General features: G+C 42.6%; 15 protein-coding genes. 8 read left to right on the forward strand and 7 right to left on the reverse strand.

Features of this window, described 5'->3' with window-relative positions; translation table 11 throughout:
* The first annotated feature begins 86 nt into the window (after positions 1–86).
* The 3 genes from yihA (at position 87) to GSQ74_RS10845 (ending at position 2,186) form a co-directional block, all read left to right on the forward strand.
* Positions 87–713, forward strand: a complete 627-nt coding sequence (yihA, locus tag GSQ74_RS10835) for a ribosome biogenesis GTP-binding protein YihA/YsxC (RefSeq protein ID WP_158993083.1) — start codon at positions 87–89, stop codon at positions 711–713.
* Positions 714–869: 156 nt separating this feature from the next.
* Positions 870–1,172, forward strand: coding sequence for a GIY-YIG nuclease family protein (locus tag GSQ74_RS10840; RefSeq protein ID WP_158993085.1), 303 nt, complete (start codon positions 870–872; stop codon positions 1,170–1,172).
* Between the two features lie 159 nt (positions 1,173–1,331).
* Positions 1,332–2,186 carry a UbiA-like polyprenyltransferase gene (locus GSQ74_RS10845; protein ID WP_158993087.1) on the forward strand — a complete coding sequence of 285 codons (855 nt, stop codon included), beginning with the start codon at positions 1,332–1,334 and terminating at the stop codon, positions 2,184–2,186.
* A 132-nt stretch (positions 2,187–2,318) separates the two neighbouring features.
* On the opposite strand, the gene GSQ74_RS10850 is transcribed toward GSQ74_RS10845, so the two are convergent.
* The 6 genes from GSQ74_RS10850 to GSQ74_RS10875 form a co-directional block, all read right to left on the reverse strand.
* A complete protein-coding gene (locus tag GSQ74_RS10850; protein WP_158993089.1) occupies positions 2,319–2,513 on the reverse strand; it encodes a hypothetical protein in 195 nt (64 codons plus the stop codon).
* A 139-nt stretch (positions 2,514–2,652) separates the two neighbouring features.
* Positions 2,653–4,758, reverse strand: coding sequence for a 1,4-alpha-glucan branching protein GlgB (glgB, locus tag GSQ74_RS10855; protein ID WP_158993091.1), 2,106 nt, complete (start codon positions 4,756–4,758; stop codon positions 2,653–2,655).
* Between the two features lie 297 nt (positions 4,759–5,055).
* Positions 5,056–7,515: a glycoside hydrolase family 31 protein gene (locus GSQ74_RS10860; protein ID WP_158993093.1), complete on the reverse strand. Its 2,460-nt coding sequence runs from the start codon at positions 7,513–7,515 to the stop codon at positions 5,056–5,058.
* A gap of 663 nt (positions 7,516–8,178) precedes the next feature.
* Positions 8,179–9,000 carry a universal stress protein gene (locus tag GSQ74_RS10865; RefSeq protein ID WP_158993095.1) on the reverse strand — a complete coding sequence of 274 codons (822 nt, stop codon included), beginning with the start codon at positions 8,998–9,000 and terminating at the stop codon, positions 8,179–8,181.
* A gap of 36 nt (positions 9,001–9,036) precedes the next feature.
* On the reverse strand, positions 9,037–10,455 hold the full coding sequence (locus GSQ74_RS10870) for an inorganic phosphate transporter (RefSeq protein ID WP_158993097.1): 1,419 nt from the start codon (positions 10,453–10,455) through the stop codon (positions 9,037–9,039).
* Between the two features lie 1,021 nt (positions 10,456–11,476).
* The gene (locus GSQ74_RS10875; RefSeq protein WP_158993099.1) at positions 11,477–12,445 is read right to left on the reverse strand and encodes a hypothetical protein; all 969 of its coding nucleotides are present in this window, start codon (positions 12,443–12,445) and stop codon (positions 11,477–11,479) included.
* 363 nt (positions 12,446–12,808) lie between these two features.
* Here GSQ74_RS10875 and pgmB point away from each other — a divergent pair, with 363 nt between their 5' ends.
* The 5 genes from pgmB (at position 12,809) to GSQ74_RS10900 (ending at position 20,007) form a co-directional block, all read left to right on the forward strand.
* The gene (gene pgmB / locus GSQ74_RS10880; RefSeq protein WP_158993101.1) at positions 12,809–13,459 is read left to right on the forward strand and encodes a beta-phosphoglucomutase; all 651 of its coding nucleotides are present in this window, start codon (positions 12,809–12,811) and stop codon (positions 13,457–13,459) included.
* 131 nt (positions 13,460–13,590) lie between these two features.
* Positions 13,591–15,894 (forward strand): glycoside hydrolase family 65 protein, encoded by a 2,304-nt coding sequence (locus GSQ74_RS10885; protein WP_158993103.1) that lies wholly within the window; start codon positions 13,591–13,593, stop codon positions 15,892–15,894.
* Position 15,895: 1 nt separating this feature from the next.
* Positions 15,896–16,861, forward strand: coding sequence for a hypothetical protein (locus tag GSQ74_RS10890; RefSeq protein WP_158993105.1), 966 nt, complete (start codon positions 15,896–15,898; stop codon positions 16,859–16,861).
* A gap of 14 nt (positions 16,862–16,875) precedes the next feature.
* The gene (locus GSQ74_RS10895) at positions 16,876–18,594 is read left to right on the forward strand and encodes an alpha-amylase family glycosyl hydrolase (protein ID WP_158993107.1); all 1,719 of its coding nucleotides are present in this window, start codon (positions 16,876–16,878) and stop codon (positions 18,592–18,594) included.
* Positions 18,595–18,684: 90 nt separating this feature from the next.
* A complete protein-coding gene (locus tag GSQ74_RS10900; RefSeq protein WP_158993109.1) occupies positions 18,685–20,007 on the forward strand; it encodes an MFS transporter in 1,323 nt (440 codons plus the stop codon).
* Between the two features lie 574 nt (positions 20,008–20,581).
* Here GSQ74_RS10900 and GSQ74_RS10905 read toward each other — a convergent pair.
* Complete coding sequence (locus tag GSQ74_RS10905) at positions 20,582–20,869, reverse strand: GIY-YIG nuclease family protein (RefSeq protein ID WP_158993111.1); 288 nt, start codon at positions 20,867–20,869, stop codon at positions 20,582–20,584.
* Positions 20,870–21,174 lie beyond the last annotated feature (305 nt).

Raw genomic sequence — 21,174 nt, forward strand, 5'->3', positions numbered from 1 at the left:
TTTGTAATCGTTTAGTAAGGAATTGAGTGGGGTTGATTAACCTCTGATTAACTAATCTCTAATCACTAAATTACTATCTTTGCCCAATGATCGTTAAAACCGCCGAGTTTATTTGCAGCAACACTCAAATTTCTAAATTGCCGCCGCCGGTTAAGGCTGAATATGCTTTTATCGGGAGGTCGAACGTTGGGAAATCCAGCCTTATTAATATGCTTGTGCAGAAAAAAGGTTTGGCTAAAACTTCGCAAACACCGGGTAAAACCCAGCTGATCAACCATTTTTTGGTTAATGATAACTGGTACATTGTGGATTTACCGGGCTACGGTTATGCCCGTGCTTCCAAAAGTAAAAAAGCGGATTGGGATAAGTTTATCCACTCCTACCTTGATAAACGCGAGAGCCTGCAATGTGTAATGGTTTTGATTGATAGCCGACTTGAGCCACAGAAGATAGATTTAGAGTTTTGCAATTGGCTGGGCGAAAAAGGTTTGTCGTTTGTTTTGGTGTTTACCAAGGCGGATAAACAGTCGAGCATTAAAACTGATCAGAATGTGGCGAGGTTTAAAAAAGCTTTGTTAGAGACTTTTGAGGAAGCACCGGGATATTATGTCACATCAGCGGAAACGATGATGGGAAGGGATGAGATTTTGGGCTTTATTGGGGGGATAAATAGTGGGTTTGTGGTACCGAAGGTTAGGGGTGAGGAATTTTAAAAGAATTAAAAAATTGTCATTTCGATCAGAGGGAGAAATCTTCTGCGATTAGCATTGTGAATATGCATGGCGGAATGGCAAGGCGAAGAAGATTTCTCCCTCTGATCGAAATGACAAGTAGGAATTTTGAAATGACAACGGGGATAAAATATTACAATGTGGAATTATAATTTTTTCATTTACATCACTACAAATTATGAGAAAACAGTATTGTATGTAGGTGTTACAAATGATTTAATTAGAAGACTATATGAACACGAGGAAAATAAAGGCGATAAGAAAACCTTTGCAGGAAAATATTACTGTTATAATTTAGTTTATTACGAACGTTTCAGTCATATTGAGCATGCGATTGAACGGGAGAAGGAAATTAAGAAGTGGCGTCGGGAAAAGAAAAACGCCTTGATTGAATCATTAAATCCGGAATGGAATTTTTTGAATAAAGAGGTCTCTGAATAAGCATTGTCATTTCGATCGCAGGGAGAAATCTTCTGCGGTTTGCAAAGCGGGAATGCATGACGGATTTGCTTGGTGAAGAAGATTTCTCCCTCTGGTCGAAATGACAGGCGGATAAATCGAAATGACAAGGTCGATTTTAGAATATTGAACAATTACAAAATGAAAAAATATCTATCATTAGTAACATTTACGCATACCATTTTTGCTATGCCTTTTGCTTTTATTGGCTTTTTTTTGGCGGTGACCACCACTGAGTACCGCTTTGACTGGTTGAAATTGGTAATGATGGTTTTGTGTATGGTTTTCGCTAGAAATTCGGCGATGGCGTTTAACAGGTACCTGGACCGTGATATTGATGCTAAAAACCCACGGACTAAACTGCGTGATATACCTTCAGGCAGGATCAGCGCGAGATCGGCTTTAACATTTACTATTGTCAATTGCTTGCTGTTTATAGGTACTACGTGGTTTATTAATTCGCTTTGCTTTTTCCTTTCACCGGTGGCTTTGTTTGTGGTGCTGGGGTATAGCGCTACCAAACGTTTTACAGCGCTTTGTCATTTGGTTTTAGGGTTGGGATTGGCTTTGGCTCCTATCGGCGCCTATTTGGTGGTGACCGGGCATTTCGCGGCTACGCCGGTGTTCTTTTCGCTATCAGTATTGTGCTGGGTTAGCGGCTTTGATATTATTTATGCCTTGCAGGACATTGACTTTGATGTGCACGAACAGTTGCATTCCATCCCGGCTTATCTGGGTAAGATGAATGCTTTGAGGTTATCTACCTTTTTACACGTGCTATCGGCCATATTTGTGATTATGCCGGTGTTTTATACGCATGTAGGGCCTCCCTACTTTATTGGGATCGCTTTCTTTTGTTCGATGCTGATCTACCAGCATTTATTAGTTAAACCTAACGACCTGAGTCGGGTTAACTTTGCTTTTATGACTACCAACGGGATTGCCAGCGTTGTTTTTGCTGTGTTTTTTATGTTGGATAGACTTTGGATCAGGTAGTCATTTGCTGCGCTGTCATTGGCTCATTTAGTCATTGACTTGCGTTGTTATTTACGGTTGACAGTTACAAACTGTTATTATCTGGGGTTTCAGCTTTAAACTGAAACCAGTTGTGGGCTTTTAGCTCTCCAACTACATTAATTCCTGATCTTTTTTCTCGTGATATGTTTTGTAGCAGAGGTATAGGAACAGGATGATAGGGCCGATATCGAGCGCCCACCTGCCGGTTGTCATTTTTGCGGCGGTTATGGTTACAAGGTCAAAAATGAAGACGCCGATGGCGATCATGCCGCCGATAAAGTATAGATAAACGTATTGCTTGCTCATTTTAAATTGTCATTTGCTTTGCTGTCATTGGGGCATTGAGTCATTCAAATTTGTCATTCTGAGCGCAGCGAAGAATCTGTAAGGTAGTTTACACTGTACAGATTCTTCGCTGCGCTCAGAATGACAAAGGGGATAATTACTATTTTAATTCATACTTTTTAGGGACATCTTTAGTAGCTTTTACTCTTTTAAATATAGAAGCGCCCAGCGGCGGTATAGTTATGTTGACCGAATCTTCACGACCATGCCAGTTTATCGCTTCGCTGCTTACCGGGTTTGAATTTAACACACCACTGCCCCATAGGTTTTCCGCATCGGAGTTAAATATCTCTTTCCAGTCACCTGCCTGGGTAACACCTACACGGAAATCGTGACGGATAACCGGGGTCATGTTTAGTACCACTACCAGGTCGTCATCGGGGTTGTAGCCTTTGCGGGCGTATACCAGGATGGAGTCATTAGTATTGCCACCATCAATCCACTCGAAACCTGTATAATCAAATCCTTTTTCGTAAAGCGCGGGTTCTGATCTGTAAAGTTTATTCAGGGCTTTAACTGTCTCTTTTATGCCATTATGGTTAGGGTATTGCAGTACGTACCACTCCAATGATTGCTGGAAATTCCACTCTGTACCCTGACCGAATTCTGCACCCATGAATAGTAGTTTTGTGCCCGGGTGGGTGAACATAAAGCTGTATAGCAGGCGCAGGTTGGCAAATTGCTGCCATTCATCACCGGGCATTTTGCGTAGCATGGAACCTTTGCCATAAACTACCTCATCGTGCGAGAAAGGCAGCATAAAGTTTTCGGTAAAGGCATAGATCAAGCTGAAAGTGATCACATTATGGTGATACTTACGGTTGATCGGGTCTTCCTCAAAATAATTGATGGAATCGTGCATCCAGCCCATCATCCATTTCATACCGAAGCCTAAGCCGCCTGTATACACCGGGCGACTAACGCCTGTAAAGGATGTTGATTCCTCAGCAATAGTTTGCGTATCGGGGAAGTGCGCATAAACCGCCTGGTTAAATTCTTTCAGGAATGATATGGCTTCTAAGTTCTCGTTTCCGCCATAAATATTGGGTTCCCATTCGCCATGCTTACGGGAGTAATCGAGATATAGCATGGATGCCACGGCATCAACACGTAAACCATCCACATGGTAACGATCAAGCCAAAATAAGGCGTTACTGATTAAGAACGCGCGAACTTCGTTACGACCGTAGTTGAATATGTATGATTTCCAATCGGGATGGAAGCCTTTGCGCATATCGGCATGCTCGTATAGGTGCGTACCATCAAAATTGTACAGCGCGTGTGCATCGCCGGGGAAGTGTGAAGGAACCCAATCCAGTATTACACCGATGCCTGCTTTGTGCAGTTCTTCCACCAAAAACATTAAGTCCTGCGGTGTGCCATAGCGGCATGATGCGGCAAAAAAGCCACTGATCTGATAGCCCCAGCTTGGATAGTATGGGTGCTCCATTATCGGCATAAACTCTACGTGGGTAAAGCCCATTTCGGTAATGTAAGGCACCAATTTTTCGGCTAACTGTCGGTAGCTTAAAAATTCATCAGGGCTCTCGGGGTTACGCGCCCATGAACCTATGTGCATTTCGTAAACGGAATATGGTTTATCTAATGCATTATGCTGATAACGGGTAGCCATCCAGTCCTGGTCTTTCCATTCGTAAAAAGTATCAACTACTATGGATGCTGTGCTTGGCGGTAATTCCCAGCGCAGGGCAAAAGGATCACTTTTCTCCAGTTCTTCGCCGGTTGATGATTTGATGAAATATTTATATACCTCGCCAACACCAATATGGGGGATAAAACCTTCCCAAATACCGGATGAATCCCAGCGCGGATTTAGTTTGTGTGTGCCCCTGTCCCAATAATTAAAGTTGCCGGTAACCGCCACATATTGCGCATTGGGCGCCCAAACAGCGAAGTATGTACCAACCACTCCTTTATGCTCAACCACGTGCGAGCCAAATTTTTCGTAAAGCTTATAGTGCTTGCCCGATTGAAACAGACCAATATCAAATTCAGTGAAACGGCTGTATGGCTCAACCCGCTCTAATGTCGTGGTTTCAACGGCTTCGGGGGTAGTTATTTTTTTTACAGATGCCTTTTTTACAGGTTTTTCGGTTGTGGTTGTGGTTTTAGCGACCGCAGCTTTTTTAGTTGTTACTTTTTTTACTACTTCTTCGCTTGATGGTTCAACTTTCTTTTTGGCCATATTAGGTTTGCCTCGCGGCTTAGTTTAAGTAAAATTTTACCGTAAATATACCATGCTCAATAGCTATAATGCTTTTGCAACATAATTTATTAATAATTGCCCTTGCAAGCAATTAAGCTGCAATGTATATACTTTGGTTTAATTGGTATTAACAATAAAATTAAAAGGGTGTGTTATTTATTTAAAAAACACACCCTTTTGCACTGATATTTCTTTTTTGTTTCTTTTATGATGGAGAAACACACCCCTGCTATCGCTCTTTCCTGATGCGTCCTCTCTCAAGAGGGGAACTAAAACCTATCCCTTTAAAATCTCTATATGTTTAAAGTTTTTGCTGAAATTAAACTCGAGGTTTTTGTTTTTGTCGATAGAGTATTCAGTTATTTCTTTGCCATCGGCTACAATTTTGTAGGGTTTGAATGGCAGACCTGCTATGTTAAAGTGATAACCATCGTAACGTGGGGTATATAAACCTTCCATAGTTTGCTCAATCAGCATTCTTTTTGCGTCACCGCTTACTACAAATTTTTTCTCTAAATAAATATCCTGCTCGTAAGCGAAGGTTTCGCCGTAATCTTCAAACAGGAAGGAGTTTACCTCGTAATCGCTGTAATAGATATTCAGTTTCACTTCGGTTATTTCCTTTTCGCCCACATACTGCATTACCGGGTATTCGGGGATAACGGAACCTGCTTTTACAAAAATCGGGATAGTTTCAAGTGGTGTTAGTACGTTTACTTCCTGGCCACCATCTACACATTCATTTGTCCAGAAGTTATACCACCTGCCTTTTGGCAAGTATACATTACGGTCGGTTTGACCGGGCTCTAATACCGGGCAGATCAATATTTTATCACCATAAGTAAACTCATCCTGGCGGAAATGATTCAACAACACATCCTGCTCCTGCATTACTATCGGCCTTAATATCGGGAAGCCATAACGGTGGTGTTCCCAGAAGGTAGAATATAAATACGGGATCAACCTGTAACGCAGTTCAATAAACTTGCGGTTTATTGCGGTAAACGGCTCGCCGAAGCTCCATGGCTCGCGCTCCTTGGTATCACCGGCGGAGTGCGCGCGCATAAATGGGGAGAATGTGCCCATCTGTATCCAGCGGGTAAATAGCTCGCCATCAGGTTCGCCGCTAAAGCCGCCGATATCTGTTCCGCAGAAAGAAATACCTGAGATGGATAAGCGTTGGCATTGGATATTACCTAATTTTAAATGTTCCCAGCTTGCTACGTTATCACCCGTCCACACGGATGAAAAGCGTTGCACACCGGAGTAACCCGCCCTGGTAATGGTAAAAGGGCGTTTATTTTTCATGATGGCGCGCAAGCCCTCGTAGGTGGCGCGTACCATTTGCATACCATAGATATTGTGTGCCTTGCGGTGCGATCCACGGTGACCATCGTATTGGTGACGGACATCATCCGGGAAAGTGCCCGCGCCGAAAACGGCCGGCTCATTCATATCGTTCCAAACACCGGCAACGCCTATTTTCACCAGCTCATCAAACAAGCCACCCCACCAGGTACGAACCTCGGGATTGGTAAAATCAGGAAATTGGCAACGGCCCGGCCACACGTGGCCCTCCATAAAATAGTCATCGCTGCGGCGACAGAAATAGTGGTTCTTTTTACCCTCTTTAAATACCTCGTAATTATCATCCACACGGATACCGGGGTCAATGATTACTACGGTCTTAAAACCATCAGCCGCTAATTCGGCTATCATTTTTTTAGGATCAGGGAAGTATTTGTTGTTCCAGGTAAAGCAGCGGTAGCCGTCCATATAATCAATATCTAAATAGATACCGTCGCATGGAATCTTATTTTCGCGGAATCCCCTGGTGATCTTTTTAACCTTTGCCTCGGGATAATAACTCCAGCGGCATTGGTGGTAACCTAATGCCCACATTGGCGGCATTGGGTGCGTACCTGTTAACAAGTGGTAGCTTTTTACCACATCCATCATATGCGGACCATGGATATAATAGTATTGCAACTCTCCACCATCGGCCCAAAAACTGGTTTTGGTTTTATCCTCGGCACCAAAATCAAACTGGGCCTTGAAAGTATTATCAAAAAAGATACCGTGTGATATATCTTCATTTAAGCTGATATAGAACGGGATGCTGCGGTACAGCGGATCCTGGTTCCAGGCGAATGAATAGGCATCGGTATTCCAGTTTTTTAAGCGTTTTCCGCGCAGGTTAAATTCGGTTGGTTTATCGCCTAAGCCGAAAAAGCTTTCTTCTGCCTGACAGGTTTTGGTGCAGAACACGTAGTAACCGCCAAATTTTACGTTTTCTTCCCAATGCATTGGTACGGCATCGGCACTGGTTACGTGGTTATTTTTATCAGAAAAAGAAATAAAGAAATCTTTTTTGCGGATGTGACAATTTACCACACGTGTTGAAACTAAAAATTCTGTTTCTGTTTCTAACAACTCAAATTCAGGTGCCTGGTGCTCCAATTTGGGAACCGCGTAGGAGAATTCCTCCAGAAAAACACCATGTGGCGCCAAGCGGATCCGAATAATTTCATCGGTAACAACAGTTACCTCAACTTTGGCATCACCATCACTAAAGTAGATTTTATTCCCCGTTTTTTCGGCATTATTGGGTATACCGAGGTATTTTTTTATAACAGGCTTTATATCGGCAGCAGGATTATTTACGTGATGAAATGGTTCATCTTCTTCAACTAACCTATTGAGTAACAAATCTGTATTAAGTATATTCTCTTCCATTTAAATCAATTAGCTACAATAAACACGTTTTAGCATATAAGTTATACGCAATATACAAATTATCTATTTTAATAATAAGTCTATAATTGTGCCAAATACAATTAAGTTATTTGAGTGATTACGCTGTTATTTGTTTGGCGGTGCGGCGAAAATACTATAGGTGTTCGAAAGATGAGGTTTGCTTCTTTTCAAATGAGTTTTTTATAAAAATGATTTGTCATGCTGAGAAACGAAGCATCTATACAGGTGCAAACTACTTTACAGATTCTTCGCTATACTCAGAATGACAAAGCGCCTTTGCTAATTTGCTTTTTCGCGCTCCGTTTACCCTCCCCGACTTTGCTTCGCTCGTCGACCCTTCCTTAGCCTGCGGCCAATGTCATTAAGTTAAGGGGGCGCCAAGCATATAGCCCCCTCTAAATCTCCCCCGGAAGGGGAGACTTTAGCTTCGCCCGCGTTTGTTTTTTTAAGTCCTCCCTACCGGGGAGGATTTAGGTGGGGCTTAACTTAATGACATTTAGCCTGCGGCGCAAGGAGGGTGGGAAAAGATGGTTATTCTTTTTGCGCTTTGTTGACTCACCCCGAATATGCTTTTAATTAAAACCATAAAGCCGCCGAAAGCGGCTTTATGGTTTGTGAAATTGTATAAAACTTAGGTTGTGGTTATTCGTGCAGTACCAATATGGCTTTTACCGTTTTGTTCATGATTTGGTTTACGGTGCTGCGGTTAAACAGGCGATAAACTATGTTGTGGTGATGTTTCACCAGGCATAAAATATCGGTATGGTGTTCCTCCACAAACTGCATAATACCATTTAAGGGGCGGCTATCAGTTATGTAATTAAAATCCAGTTCGGCATTTTTAATTAAGTCTTGCAGTTTGCTTTCGCCGGCCTCGATATATTTTGAATCTTTTCTTTCGGCAACATATAATACCTTCATATTTTTCGATCCGAAGGCTTCAACCATCTCATTCAAAGCATTTACATCATCGGCTGATAGCCTGGTTTCATAATCAGTAGCCAGCGTAATAACCGGCACACCTGAAAACTTGCTTTCCAACGGAATAATAAGCGTTGGTATTTTTACTGCTGAAACGATGGTACTCACGTTACTGCCAACGATACCTGACAGGTTGGTAGAACCGGTCATACCCATTACCAACAATTCAACGTGGTGCTCCTCAATGAATTTGCCTATTACATTTTTCAGGAAGCCTACACCACATACGGTATTTACTTCAATATCTTTAAACTCATCCTCGTAGGTAAATTTGGCTACCCAATCCTTTAGCGCCTGGCGTTTATTGTTATAGTAATCATCAATAAAAATAGCATTATAAGTGTTATTGTTGATGCCTTCGGTGGGGCCGATAGCGTGTATTGCGCATACTTCCATGTTCAATATTTTAGCTAAGTGCATAGCATATTCCATGGCATTGGCTGCGCTGTTTGAAAAATCTGTAGCAACAAGTATTTGTTTCATTTTTTCAATATTTTTAAGTGAATTTGCTTTAAAGCATTAAATAAATAAGTGGAAGAACAGGAATAATAAAAATGCTAAAATTATAGCAACCGGCAAAGTTAATACCCATGCCAAAGCTATATTTTTTAACGTTTTACTATTCAGGTTACCCGCCCCGCCAGATGCAAGCATCGATCCGGCTATACCGCTTGATAGTACGTGCGTGGTACTCACCGGTAAACCAAAGCTGCTGCTTAAGCCTATAGTTGCGGCAGCTACCAACTCCGAACTTGCACCCTGCGCATAATTCAAATGCTGGTTGCCTATTTTTTCACCGATGGTTACTACAATACGTTTCCAGCCTACCATGGTACCAATACCTAAAGATATTGATATAGTCGCAATTACCCATATCGGCGCGAAATCGGTAAGACTGGTAAGATCTTTTGAGGTTTCTGTAAGCGTTGCCCTATCCTGGTTTACCAGTTTAATATCCTGTGCAGCTAATATTGCAGTTACATCTTTACCAGCGCTTTTTATCTGCTTGCGGAATTTATAGGTTTTATCTGCCGGGTTGCTGCTTGCTAATGCCGCCTTAGTTTTATCTATCGCTGAATCAGTACTTAAAATTAAGGTTTTACCTGCTGCATCCGATGCGGTAGCATGGCTCAGTACCAGCTCGGTTCTGTTTAACGATGCCAGCGTTTTATCGCTTGATACTTCATGGTTTACCGCGAATTTTGCCGGTAGAAAAGCAATCAGTATCAGCATTAATAAACCAACACCCTTTTGCCCATCGTTACTGCCGTGGAAGAAACTTACCAGCGTACAGGTAGTGATCAGCAATAAACGGATCAATATTGGCGGGGTATCATTTTCACTTTCAGGGATGTGGAACAGCGCTTTCCATTTGATCACGTGGATCAACAGATACATCAACCCCGCCGCTGCACCAAAACCGATCAGCGGTGATAAGATCAGCGATAAACCAATTTCTTTTGCCTTATCCCAGTTTACACCGGCACCACCGTAGTACCAGGTAAAAGCTATACTGGCGCCAATCATAGCGCCTATTAAAGTATGCGAGCTGGAACAAGGGATACCTAAGTACCATGTACCTAAGTTCCATACGATGGAGGCCAGCAATACCGCCAGCACCATACAGGCGCCCACGCTCACGGGCAGCTTCATTAATTCATCCAAAGGCAGTAGCTTTAAAATGCCCATGGCTACAGCCACACCGCCTAAAAATACGCCCAAAAAATTGAAGGTACCTGACCACGGAATAGCATAAACAGGTTTTAGTGCTTTGGTGTAGATAACCGTAGCAACAGCGTTCGCCGTATCATGAAAACCGTTAACAAACTCAAAGCCGACAACCGCCAGTAAACAAATAGCAAAAACAATTAGCAGCGACGTGCTTAAATTAACCTCGCCGAGTAGCGGCAGGGTGATTGCACTTAATACATGGAGCATAATTTGATTTTTTGGGTGAGCAATAGTGATTAATTAGTTTATTAATCAAAGAAATCGATATCATGCTTATTTCACGAAAAATTCAGATTATCAAATTGTTACGTTATTCTGTAGTGTATGTTAATGAGAGATTTTTGGTGAGTGGTTGATTGAGTTGTTATGTTGTATACCTGTCTATGGTATCGCTGACGCTAAGTCGCCACTTTTTTTCGGTTGTTTGTTTTCAAAGGATCTCAAGAGGGCTCCGCCGTTCTTTTTCCGCAAAAGAAAAGTAACCAAAGAAACCTAGCGCAGCGATCTCATGAACACCATCAAAAAAACAAACAACTGTGAATAAACTCCCGGCTGCGCCTGCTTCTTTGAATGTTTGTGCTTTAACGTCTGATGTGGTTGCCGAACCAGACGATGCCGGTTTTAGGCGGTTAACGGTGGACTTGTGCTTTTCTTGTCCTTAGTAAGCTCTTGTTACACTTGTTGAATATAAAAATAGATTGTCATTCTGAGGAACGAAGAATCTTCTTCGATATGCATATCGGCCTTCCGTGTTCGCTTTTCGCTCTAAGAAGATTCTTCACTCAGTTCAGAATGACAAGGTGGTTAGTTAATTTGCTCTTGCGCGCTTCGCTTTACCCTCCCCGACTACGCTTCGCTGGTCGACCCTCCATTCGCCTACGGCGGAAGGCGGGTGAGTTGCATTTTATTTTCCGCGTTAGGGAGTGGAGCGGATACCGGCCCGTGGTTAATGCCTGTGCAGTATGAGCGGAAAGCCCGGGCCGGAGGCAACGCCCAAAGCTTCCGCTTCATTGACTCACCCGGTCTTGCTGCGCTCGACCACCCTCTCTTCGCCTGCGGCGTAAAGAGGGGATTCTGATTTGCAGGTTCGCTCTACAGAGTATAGAGATCGCTTCGTACCTCGCAATGACGGTAAAGTTTTAGAAGTCATTCCGTTCACTTGCTCCGGTACCCTCACACCCCGCTCACACCCCAACTAATCTTTCACACTCGAATATGAGAGGGGTAATTAGTGAGAGACAACAAACACAGATTTTCCATAATTAAGGCCGGTGTTTGACAAAACAGACGGCGCGCCATTCTTCCATGAGTAGGCAAATTGGACATTTCCGGGTGGTTTTTGTATATCGCTACCCGCCATATAAGTATCAGTTCCATTTACAGCCAATCCGTAGGCTATTGTATATTCGTCGTAACTTGTTGCTACACCGTTTTTCCAGAGCGTAGCGTACATTCCAGCTCCTTTGGTGATGTAGCCTGCAAGGTAAACGTTATTACCGGATACCTTTATATCATAAATAGTCCCATCGAGAGCATTTTCAATAGGGACGAATGTTCCATTTTTCCAGTAGCCATCTGCCATGCCATTGGCATCGCTGTTAAAGCCAGATACGTATACATCATTTCCTGCAACAGCTATTGAAGTGGCTGTCCCAAATCCTAAAGTTGTGGCAACGCCATTCTTCCAATATGTTGCTGTTAAATTGCCTCCCATATCGTTGGTTGTTTCGCCTGCCATATAAATGTCGTTTCCTACTATCGTAATTGCATAAATATCGCCGCCAACTCCTAAATTAATTAACTGGCCATTTTTCCAATAAGCAGCTTCTGAGTATCCATTGGGGGTTAAAACCATCCCTGCCAGGTAAACATCTGTTCCGTTCACAGCAACAGCGTACGTTTCACCGGCACCTAAATCAATACGCGTACCGTTTTTGTAATAAAAAGCGGATGGACCCTGCCCGGTTTCTACCCCTCCAGAGACATATACATCACCATTACTTACTACAATTTTCCCGTCAATTGAATTTCCGTCGCCCAATTGTGTTGCTACACCGTTTTTCCAATAGGTTGCTTTACCGTTGGCAATGCCGGATACATATACATCAACTGTTTTTGAGCCTTTAGGGTCTTTTTTACAGCCTGCTATAATTAATGTTAATAAACTTAAACAGGTAATTTTTAAATATAATCGCATTTTGATAGAGGGAAGGTATTATTTGGGTAAATATAATTTATTTTTTTAACACCTTTTTTGCGCTCATGTTTAACTTCCCCAATTTTGCTGCACTTGAGTGTTTAAGCGTCATTGCGAGGAACGAAGCAATCTCTACATAGATAAGTCGGCTTTGTAGGTTTTCTCTGTATAGCATAGAGATTGCTTCGTTCCTTGCAATGACAGTAAGGTTTTAGAAATCATTTCGTTCGCCCTCTCCGGCACCTCACACCCCGCTCCCACCCCAAACTAACCGTTGAACAATCCCACCGAATCAATATTTGTAAATTATCTTAGACGGGTTATTAAAAAACCATACCTTAGTGTCAATTGTACATATTGATAATGACTACTATAAAAGCTTGCATATTTGATTTAGATGGTGTAATTGTTGACACCGCGGTTTACCATTACAAAGCATGGAAACGCCTGGCCAACCAACTTGGTTTTGATTTTACTGAAGAACAAAACGAGAAACTTAAAGGTGTTAGCCGCACACGCAGTTTGGAATTGATATTGCAATGGGGTGGCATCAGTAAATCGCCTGCCGAGCAGGAAGAGTTGGCTACGCTTAAAAATACGTGGTATGTGGATATGATCAGTCACATGACACCCGCCGAAATATTACCCGGCGCAAAGGAGTTTTTATTGACTTGCCGCGCTGCGGGATTAAAGACGGCATTGGGTTCGGCCAGTAAAAACTCGGCGATGATATTGGAGAAGGTGGATATTGTTGATTTGTTTGATGCCGTGATTGATGGCAACAAGGTTACCAAAGCCAAACCCGACCCGGAAGTGTTTTTAAAAGGCGCCGAAGCAGTAGGCGTTTCACCTGCTGAGTGTGTAGTATTTGAAGATGCCATTGCAGGCGTTGAAGCAGCCATAGCAGGCGGAATGAAAGCAGTGGGCATAGGCTCGCCAGAGGTTTTGGGCGAGGCTAATTTAGTGATTAGCGGCTTGGATAAAATGAGTTTGGAGAAATTGAAAGAATTATAAAAAAGAATAACCTAATACTCTTGTCATTGCGAGGAGGAACGACGAAGCAATCGCGAACCATGCAAATCGATCAGGCATAGTTCACGATTGCCACGCTGCGCTCGCAATGACATGTTTTTAACACGATAGCAATGAAAGACTACATTAAAATAGACGAGTGGAATATTATTGAAGAGGGCTTTGATCCTCATCATAATAAGGTATCCGAAAGTATATTTAGCCTGGGTAATGGCCGAATGGGGCAGCGTGCTAACTTCGAGGAAGCATACAGCGGCGAAACCCTGCAAGGCAATTACGTAGCCGGCGTTTATTATAATGATAAAACCCGTGTGGGCTGGTGGAAAAATGGCTATCCGGAGTATTTCTCCAAAGTGATTAACGCTGCCAACTGGATAGGCATTGATGTGGTGATTGACGGTATTCAACTTGATCTGGCTAAATGCGAGATCAGCAGTTTTCGCAGGGAGTTGAATATGCAGGAAGGTTATCTGAAACGTAATTTCACTGCTAAAAATAGTGCCGGGAAAGAAGTTGAGGTTGAGTCCATCCGCTTTTGCAGTATGGTTGATGACGAGGCAGGGGTTATTAAATATACCATCACCCCAAAAAACTTCAGCGGCAGCATTACCCTAACTCCTTTTATTGATGGTGATGTAGTAAACCAGGATGCCAATTACGATGAAAAGTTTTGGGACGAGATTGGTAAAGAATCTTTTACTAATGGCTGTCTAGTACATCTGCGCACCAAAAAAACAGGTTTTGATGTGGTTACGGGTATGCTGTACTACATTATCCAAAATGAAGAAGTGGTTAATGCATCGGCTGAATCTATAGAAAAAGAAAAATATATAGGCGCTAAAGTGGAATTGCAGGCACAACAGGGTCAGGCTATTACGTTATTTAAGTACGCGGCCAACCTATCTTCACAAAACCACCCGGTTGAGCAATTGGCTGATAAGCTGAAAGAAACCTTAGATCGCGTAAGCAAAAAAGGTTTCGATACCATGTTGAGCGAACAAGCCAATGCCTGGGCTGAAAAGTGGAAACATAACGATATTATTATTGAGGGCGATGCATCAGCGCAGCAGGGCATCAGGTTTAATATTTTCCAACTGAACCAGACTTATACTGGTCAGGATGATCGCCTGAACATCGGCCCCAAAGGCTTTACCGGCGAAAAATACGGAGGCGTTACTTATTGGGATACCGAGGCTTATTGTGTGCCTTTCTACCTTTCGACCGCAGAACAACAAGTGACTAAAAACTTGTTATTATATCGATACAAACAGCTTCCGCAGGCTTATGAAAATGCCGCCATGCTGGGTTTTGGAAATGGTGCTGCGCTATATCCTATGGTGAGCATCAACGGCTTAGAATGCCATAACGAGTGGGAAATTACCTTTGAAGAACTACACCGCAACGGCGCTATGGCTTATGCGATATTTAATTATGTGCGCTACACCGCTGATGAAAGTTATTTGGTGGATTACGGACTGGAAGTATTGATCGGGATTGCCAGGTTTTGGTCGCAACGGGTTAGCTGGTCGGAGGTTAAGCAGCAGTACGTTATGCTGGGTATTACCGGCCCTAACGAGTACGAGAATAACGTAAATAATAACTGGTACACCAATACTTTAGCTTGCTGGTGCATGCAATATACCACCGAGGTTATTGAAAAAGTTAAAGGTTTGGATGAAGCCAAATACAAGGCATTAGTCACTAAACTTAACTTTAACGAACAGGATGAAATAGGCAAGTTCATCCACATCATCGAGAATATGTATTTCCCGTATGATGAACAACACCGGGTATTTATGCAGCAGGATGGTTATTTGGATAAGGAACAGATTTTGGTTAAAGACCTGCCCGCATCCGATCGCCCGCTGAACCAAAAATGGAGCTGGGACAGGATACTGCGTTCATGCTTTATTAAACAGGCTGATGTTTTACAGGGGATCTATTTCTTCGAAGATCAGTACGATATTGAAACCATCCGCAGGAATTATGATTTTTATGAGCCGAGGACTGTTCATGAATCGTCGTTATCACCATGCCTACACGCTATTATAGCCGCTAAACTGGGCGATGAAGCCCGAGCCTACGAATTTTACCTGCGCACAGCCCGTTTGGATCTGGACGATTATAATAACGATACGGAGGATGGCTGCCACATTACCTCCATGGCTGGAACCTGGATGACGGTTGTTGAAGGCTTTGCCGGTATGCGTGTACGCGATGGCAAGCTATCGTTCAGGCCATTTTTGCCGGGCAAATGGCAATCGTTCTCATTTAATATTGGGTTCCGTGGTGCATTGCTCAATATTAAAGTGAGCAAGGAAGGCGTATTGGTTAAAAATCTTTCGGATATTGAGGCCACTATTTTGGTTGATGATAAGCAATCGCCGGTAAAAGCCAATAGCGAGGTATCTATATAAAATGAAAGAACAAAAGTGGTTACTGATTGGTGTAGGAGCTGCGGTATTAGTGGGGTTTTTATTCCGGATAGTATTTGAAATATCCTTTTTCCGTTCCTTCACCTCATCAATGAGCATTGGCTTTTTGTTTGGTGTGCCTTTTATTATGGGTTTTATTACCGTGTTTTTTGCGGAAAAGAAGGAGTTAGAGAATGTTACGATCTCCATCTTCACACCGTGGATCTCCATCTTTGGGCTTTTAGTTATAACTCTTTTATTTAATACCGAGGGGTGGGCTTGCTGGATGATGGCATTGCCGGTGTTTTTAGTATCAGCAAGTTTCGGGGGATATTTTGCCCACAAATACCGGGAATGGACTAACAATCGAAATAACGGCATCCAACTTTCGTTAATAGTTTTACTACCTTTCATGATCGTTCCCCTTGAAAATCTGGCGGGAAGTTCGTCAACCACTTATAAGGCTTATACCGAAATAGAAATCCATGCCAGCAAAGAACAAATTTGGGGGAACGTTACCCGGGTAAGAGCCATCAAACAAAAACAAGATAGCGCCTATTTTACCCGTTTCCTGGGTTTCCCAAGGCCAATACAAGCCGTGTTGGATACAGAGGCTGTAGGTGGTAAACGCAAAGCAATATTCGACAAGGGGTTGATATTTGACGAACAGGTAACAGCTTACGAGCCTTTTAAGTTGATGACCTTTACCATTCACGCAGACCCATATACCATCCCATCAACCACAATGGATAAACACATTGTTATAGGCGGCGAATATTTTGATGTATTAAATGGCACCTATATTCTTGAGCCTGAGGGAAGCGGCCTGTATAAGTTGCGCTTATACAGCAATTTTAAGCTACACACTACTTTTAATTTTTACGCCCATATTTGGGCGGTATGGATCATGCGCGATATTCAGCAAAACATTCTTAAAGTAATTAAGGATCGCTCCGAATCAAATACATAATAAGCTTCAAATTCATGGGATCATCATCCTTCACAGATAACAAACTCATTATATACCAGCTATTGCCGCGCTTGTTTGGCAATACTAATACCACCAATAAATACTACGGTTCCATCGAAGAAAACGGTTGCGGTAAGTTTAATGATATAAACGAAAAGGCCCTTTCGGCTATCAAAGCCTTAGGCACTACCCATATTTTTTATACGGGGATAATCGAACATGCTACCATGACAGATTATTCTAAATTCGGCATCAAAACCGATGATCCGGATGTGGTGAAGGGTCGGGCGGGTTCACCATATGCTGTGAAGGATTACTATGATGTTGATCCTGATCTGGCTGTTGCTAACCGTATGGCCGAGTTTGAAGCCATGGTTAAACGTACACATGATGCCGGATTAAAAGTAATTATCGATTTTATCCCCAACCATGTATCGCGCACTTACACTTCGGATAGTAAACCGGAAGGCGTTAAGGATATTGGCGAGAATGATGATACTACCAAATCCTTCGACCCAAAAAATGATTTTTACTACATAAGCGGGCAGGCATTCAACGTGCCTCAAGGCTACAATCCCGGTGGCGATGAATTTCAGAGCCTGTTAAAGGATGGTAAATTTGATGAGAACCCAGCCAAAGCAACCGGCAATGATGTATTTAGTGCATCGCCGTCTATAAATGATTGGTTCGAAACTGTTAAGCTTAACTATGGGGTTGATTATCTGGATAATCAAAAAACCTATTTCGACCCAGTACCGCCGCTTTGGAATAAGTTGTTTGATATTCTGACCTATTGGGCAAAAAAAGGTGTTGATGGCTTCCGTTGTGATATGATTGATATGGTGCCCGTTGAGTTTTGGGCATGGTTGATACCTAAATTAAAAGCTACCTATCCTGATCTTATCTTTTTGGGCGAGACTTATCAGGTTGAGCAATACCGTCACCATATTTTTGATGGTAAGTTTGATTACCTGTACGATAAAGTTGGTTTGTATGATGGTTTAAAGAAACTCATCCGCAACGAGAATAATGCCACTACGTGGGACATCAACAGCGTGTGGAACCACCAATGCGTTAATATGGACGCGAATATGCTGCGCTTTTTAGAGAACCACGATGAAGAGCGCATTGCTAATCCTGTTTTCGCTGGTAATCCGTGGTTGGCTGTACCCGGTATGATTGTTACGGCTACTTTAAACGTCGGCCCAGTGATGATCTATTCTGGTCAGGAAGTTGGCGAGCCTGCCGGGCGTTCCATGGGATTCAGTAGTGATACCCGAACCAGTATTTTTGATTATTGCGGCGTACCCGAGCATCAGAAATGGTTGAACAACGGCAATTACGATGGCGGCCAATTATCCGAAGATCAAAAAAACCTTCATGCCTTTTATACCAAATTATTAAACGTAACCCGCAGCAGCGAAGGATTGCGCATAGGCAAGTTTTACGAATTAATGGTGGCTAACCAAAACCAACCCGGCTTTAATACACGTTTATATATTTACCTGCGTTATACGGATAGTCAACGGGTTTTAGTGGTTGCCAATTTTAACCGTTCCGAGCAAAATATTACGGTGAAACTACCTGATGATCTGCTGCAAATAATAAAAGTTAGTGGTGCAGCACAATTTAATGATCTGCTAAGTACAACAAATTATAAAGTAAATAATATATTAGACGGCGTAAACTTAACGCTTCCGGCAACAAGCGGATTACTGCTGGAAATTGTCTGAACCTGAATTCTATAAATTAGGGATCAGACTATACCAATTAATAACTATTGAACCAACGTACCAATTAATAAACTATTGAAATAATAAATTATGTCAAAAATCGGAAACGTTCCCAAGCCTAGATTATCCTTCTGGCAGATATGGAACATGAGCTTCGGCTTTTTAGGTATACAATTTGGCTGGGCCTTGCAAATGGCCAACATGGGCGCCATTTATGAATACCTTGGTGCCAAGCCTGATAAAATACCTATGCTTTTCCTGGCCGCTCCCCTAACCGGTTTATTGGTACAGCCTATTGTAGGTTACATGAGCGACCATACATGGCACCCCATTTTAGGCCGTAGACGCCCCTACTTTTTGGTTGGAGCAATTTTAAGCACAATCGCTTTAATATTAATGCCGCAGTCGTCCACACTTTGGATGGCCGCCGGGTTGTTGTGGATAATGGATACATCCATAAATGTGAGCATGGAACCCTTTCGTGCCTTTGTTACTGATAAGCTACCCGACGAACAACGTACCAGGGGTTTTGCCACACAAAGTGTTTTTATAGCATTAGGGTCTATTGTAGCATCGGCATTGCCGTGGATGATGGCACATTGGTTTAATGTACATAACCAATTGGTTGCCGGTACTATACCTGCAACGGTTAGGTATTCGTTTTACATTGGCGCGTTCGCGTTTATCTCAGCAGTACTTTATACCATAATCACGACCAACGAATACCCTCCGGCTGATTTAACCGAGCGACAAAAAACTAAAGAAGAAAGGAAAGGCTTTGGTGCCGGGGCTAAAGAGATAGTTCATTCCATTATAACCATGCCTAAACGCATGCAGCAATTGGCTTTGGTGCAATTTTTTACATGGCCAGGCTTGTTCCTCATGTGGTTTTATTATTCGCCTGCCGTTGCCCGTAATGTATTTGGCGCCCTGAGTGAAAAAGATGAATTATATACCAAAGGGATAGAATTTGCAGGGCTTACCTTATCCTTTTACAACGTAGTTGCTTTTGTTTTCGCGTTATGCTTCCTCCCGTACATCGCATCAAAATTGGGGCGAAAATACACCCACATGCTGTGTTTAATTGCCGGGGCAATCGGCTTAATATCAGTAGGCTTTGTTCATCAGCCCAATATGCTTTACCTGTCGATGACTGGCGTAGGTATTGCGTGGGCAAGTATATTATCAATGCCGTATGCTATGCTCGGTGGCTGTTTGCCTGAAAACAAGATAGGCATTTACATGGGCATATTTAATTTCTTTATTGTGTTGCCCGAAATTTTAGCCTCCCTGTTTTTTGGCTGGATAATGTCGCATTTACTAAATAACGATCGCTTATTAGCTGTAGAAGTTGGGGGTGGGTTGATGGTAATTGCTGCTTTATTAACTTTATTGGTTAACGATAATAATTGATTACCCACTATTAAAATTGCTATTCTGAGGGACGAAGAATCTGTAAAGTAGTTTACACCGTACAGATTCTTCGCTCCGCTCAGAATGACAAAACTTTTTATAGCAATCCCTTTTTACAGAGACGTGTAAACGGTCGGCTGTCACACTGAGGTTCTCGAAGTGCGGTGCGGTGGCCTCATCACCTACCGTCATTGCGAACGAAGTGTGGCAATCCCCTACTTTGGAGTAAAACACAGATAATTGGTTTGGATATTTTAAAAGAAGTTTTTGTAAAATATATAACTGAATTGACAGTTAAACTTATTACCGGTTAAATAATTCTTTACAACGTTCAAAACATTTAGTACATATCTAACTTGTCCGCATTGTCCGTACCCAGTAGTGAACGAACGGTAGAGCGTTGTCATGCTGAAGCTCTCGAAGCATAAACGTAAAGCCCTGCCCTCATACTTCGAGAACCTCAGTATGACACCCTTTGCGCACTTCAATATTCAATATAATCTCATTACGCGGCACAAAAGAGCGTTGTCATGCTGAGGTACTCGAAGCATAAGGGCAAAGGCCACAACGGATGTTATTTTTTCCTGAGAGATAATTCAGGAAGCAAATGCCAATCGCCATTGATGATGGCTTCTTTCTTTGACCTTTTCCATCCTTTAATTTGTTTTTCAAAAGCGATGGCTTGGTTTATATCTGTAAATGGCTCATGAAACACTAATTTGACAGGAAGCCTTTTGCAGGTGTATGATGATGGATCGGTTCCGTTTTCATGTTCTTGGATGCGCCTTTCGAGGTTGTTGGTGATGCCAGTATAATAGGAGTTATCGTTGCAAAGCAGTATGTAGACAAAGTATTGGTTCATTTAAGTTTGAAGGTAATGAAAATATTTCGGTGGGGCCTGCGCTTATGCTTCGAGTACCTCAGCATGACAGCCGCACTTAGTACCTGCATGACAACCGCACTTGGAAACCTTGGTAGGCCAGCCTTATGCTTCGAGTGCCTCCAGCATGACAACCGCACATTGTGAATCGAGCTGCATTAGGGATAGGAACGGATACTGGCTTGCGAGCTTAAGGCCCAATGTCATTAAGTTAAGGGGGCGCCAAGCATATAGCCCCCTCTAAATCTCCCCCGGAAGGGGAGACTTTAGCTTCGCCCGCGTTTGTT

It is taken from the genome of Mucilaginibacter sp. L196 (assembly GCF_009765905.1).
Lineage (GTDB): Bacteria > Bacteroidota > Bacteroidia > Sphingobacteriales > Sphingobacteriaceae > Mucilaginibacter.

What these genes read in the sequence shown, in the direction of transcription:
- GSQ74_RS10845 (WP_158993087.1), top strand. Translation starts at nt 1,332, where the DNA reads ATGAAAAAATATCTATCATTAGTAACATTTACGCATACCATTTTTGCT.
- GSQ74_RS10850 (WP_158993089.1), bottom strand. Translation starts at nt 2,513, where the DNA reads ATGAGCAAGCAATACGTTTATCTATACTTTATCGGCGGCATGATCGCC.
- GSQ74_RS10905 (WP_158993111.1), bottom strand. Translation starts at nt 20,869, where the DNA reads ATGAACCAATACTTTGTCTACATACTGCTTTGCAACGATAACTCCTAT.
- GSQ74_RS10840 (WP_158993085.1), top strand. Translation starts at nt 870, where the DNA reads ATGTGGAATTATAATTTTTTCATTTACATCACTACAAATTATGAGAAA.
- glgB (WP_158993091.1), bottom strand. Translation starts at nt 4,758, where the DNA reads ATGGCCAAAAAGAAAGTTGAACCATCAAGCGAAGAAGTAGTAAAAAAA.
- GSQ74_RS10860 (WP_158993093.1), bottom strand. Translation starts at nt 7,515, where the DNA reads ATGGAAGAGAATATACTTAATACAGATTTGTTACTCAATAGGTTAGTT.
- GSQ74_RS10885 (WP_158993103.1), top strand. Translation starts at nt 13,591, where the DNA reads ATGAAAGACTACATTAAAATAGACGAGTGGAATATTATTGAAGAGGGC.
- GSQ74_RS10865 (WP_158993095.1), bottom strand. Translation starts at nt 9,000, where the DNA reads ATGAAACAAATACTTGTTGCTACAGATTTTTCAAACAGCGCAGCCAAT.
- yihA (WP_158993083.1), top strand. Translation starts at nt 87, where the DNA reads ATGATCGTTAAAACCGCCGAGTTTATTTGCAGCAACACTCAAATTTCT.
- pgmB (WP_158993101.1), top strand. Translation starts at nt 12,809, where the DNA reads ATGACTACTATAAAAGCTTGCATATTTGATTTAGATGGTGTAATTGTT.
- GSQ74_RS10890 (WP_158993105.1), top strand. Translation starts at nt 15,896, where the DNA reads ATGAAAGAACAAAAGTGGTTACTGATTGGTGTAGGAGCTGCGGTATTA.
- GSQ74_RS10875 (WP_158993099.1), bottom strand. Translation starts at nt 12,445, where the DNA reads ATGCGATTATATTTAAAAATTACCTGTTTAAGTTTATTAACATTAATT.
- GSQ74_RS10870 (WP_158993097.1), bottom strand. Translation starts at nt 10,455, where the DNA reads ATGCTCCATGTATTAAGTGCAATCACCCTGCCGCTACTCGGCGAGGTT.
- GSQ74_RS10895 (WP_158993107.1), top strand. Translation starts at nt 16,876, where the DNA reads ATGGGATCATCATCCTTCACAGATAACAAACTCATTATATACCAGCTA.
- GSQ74_RS10900 (WP_158993109.1), top strand. Translation starts at nt 18,685, where the DNA reads ATGTCAAAAATCGGAAACGTTCCCAAGCCTAGATTATCCTTCTGGCAG.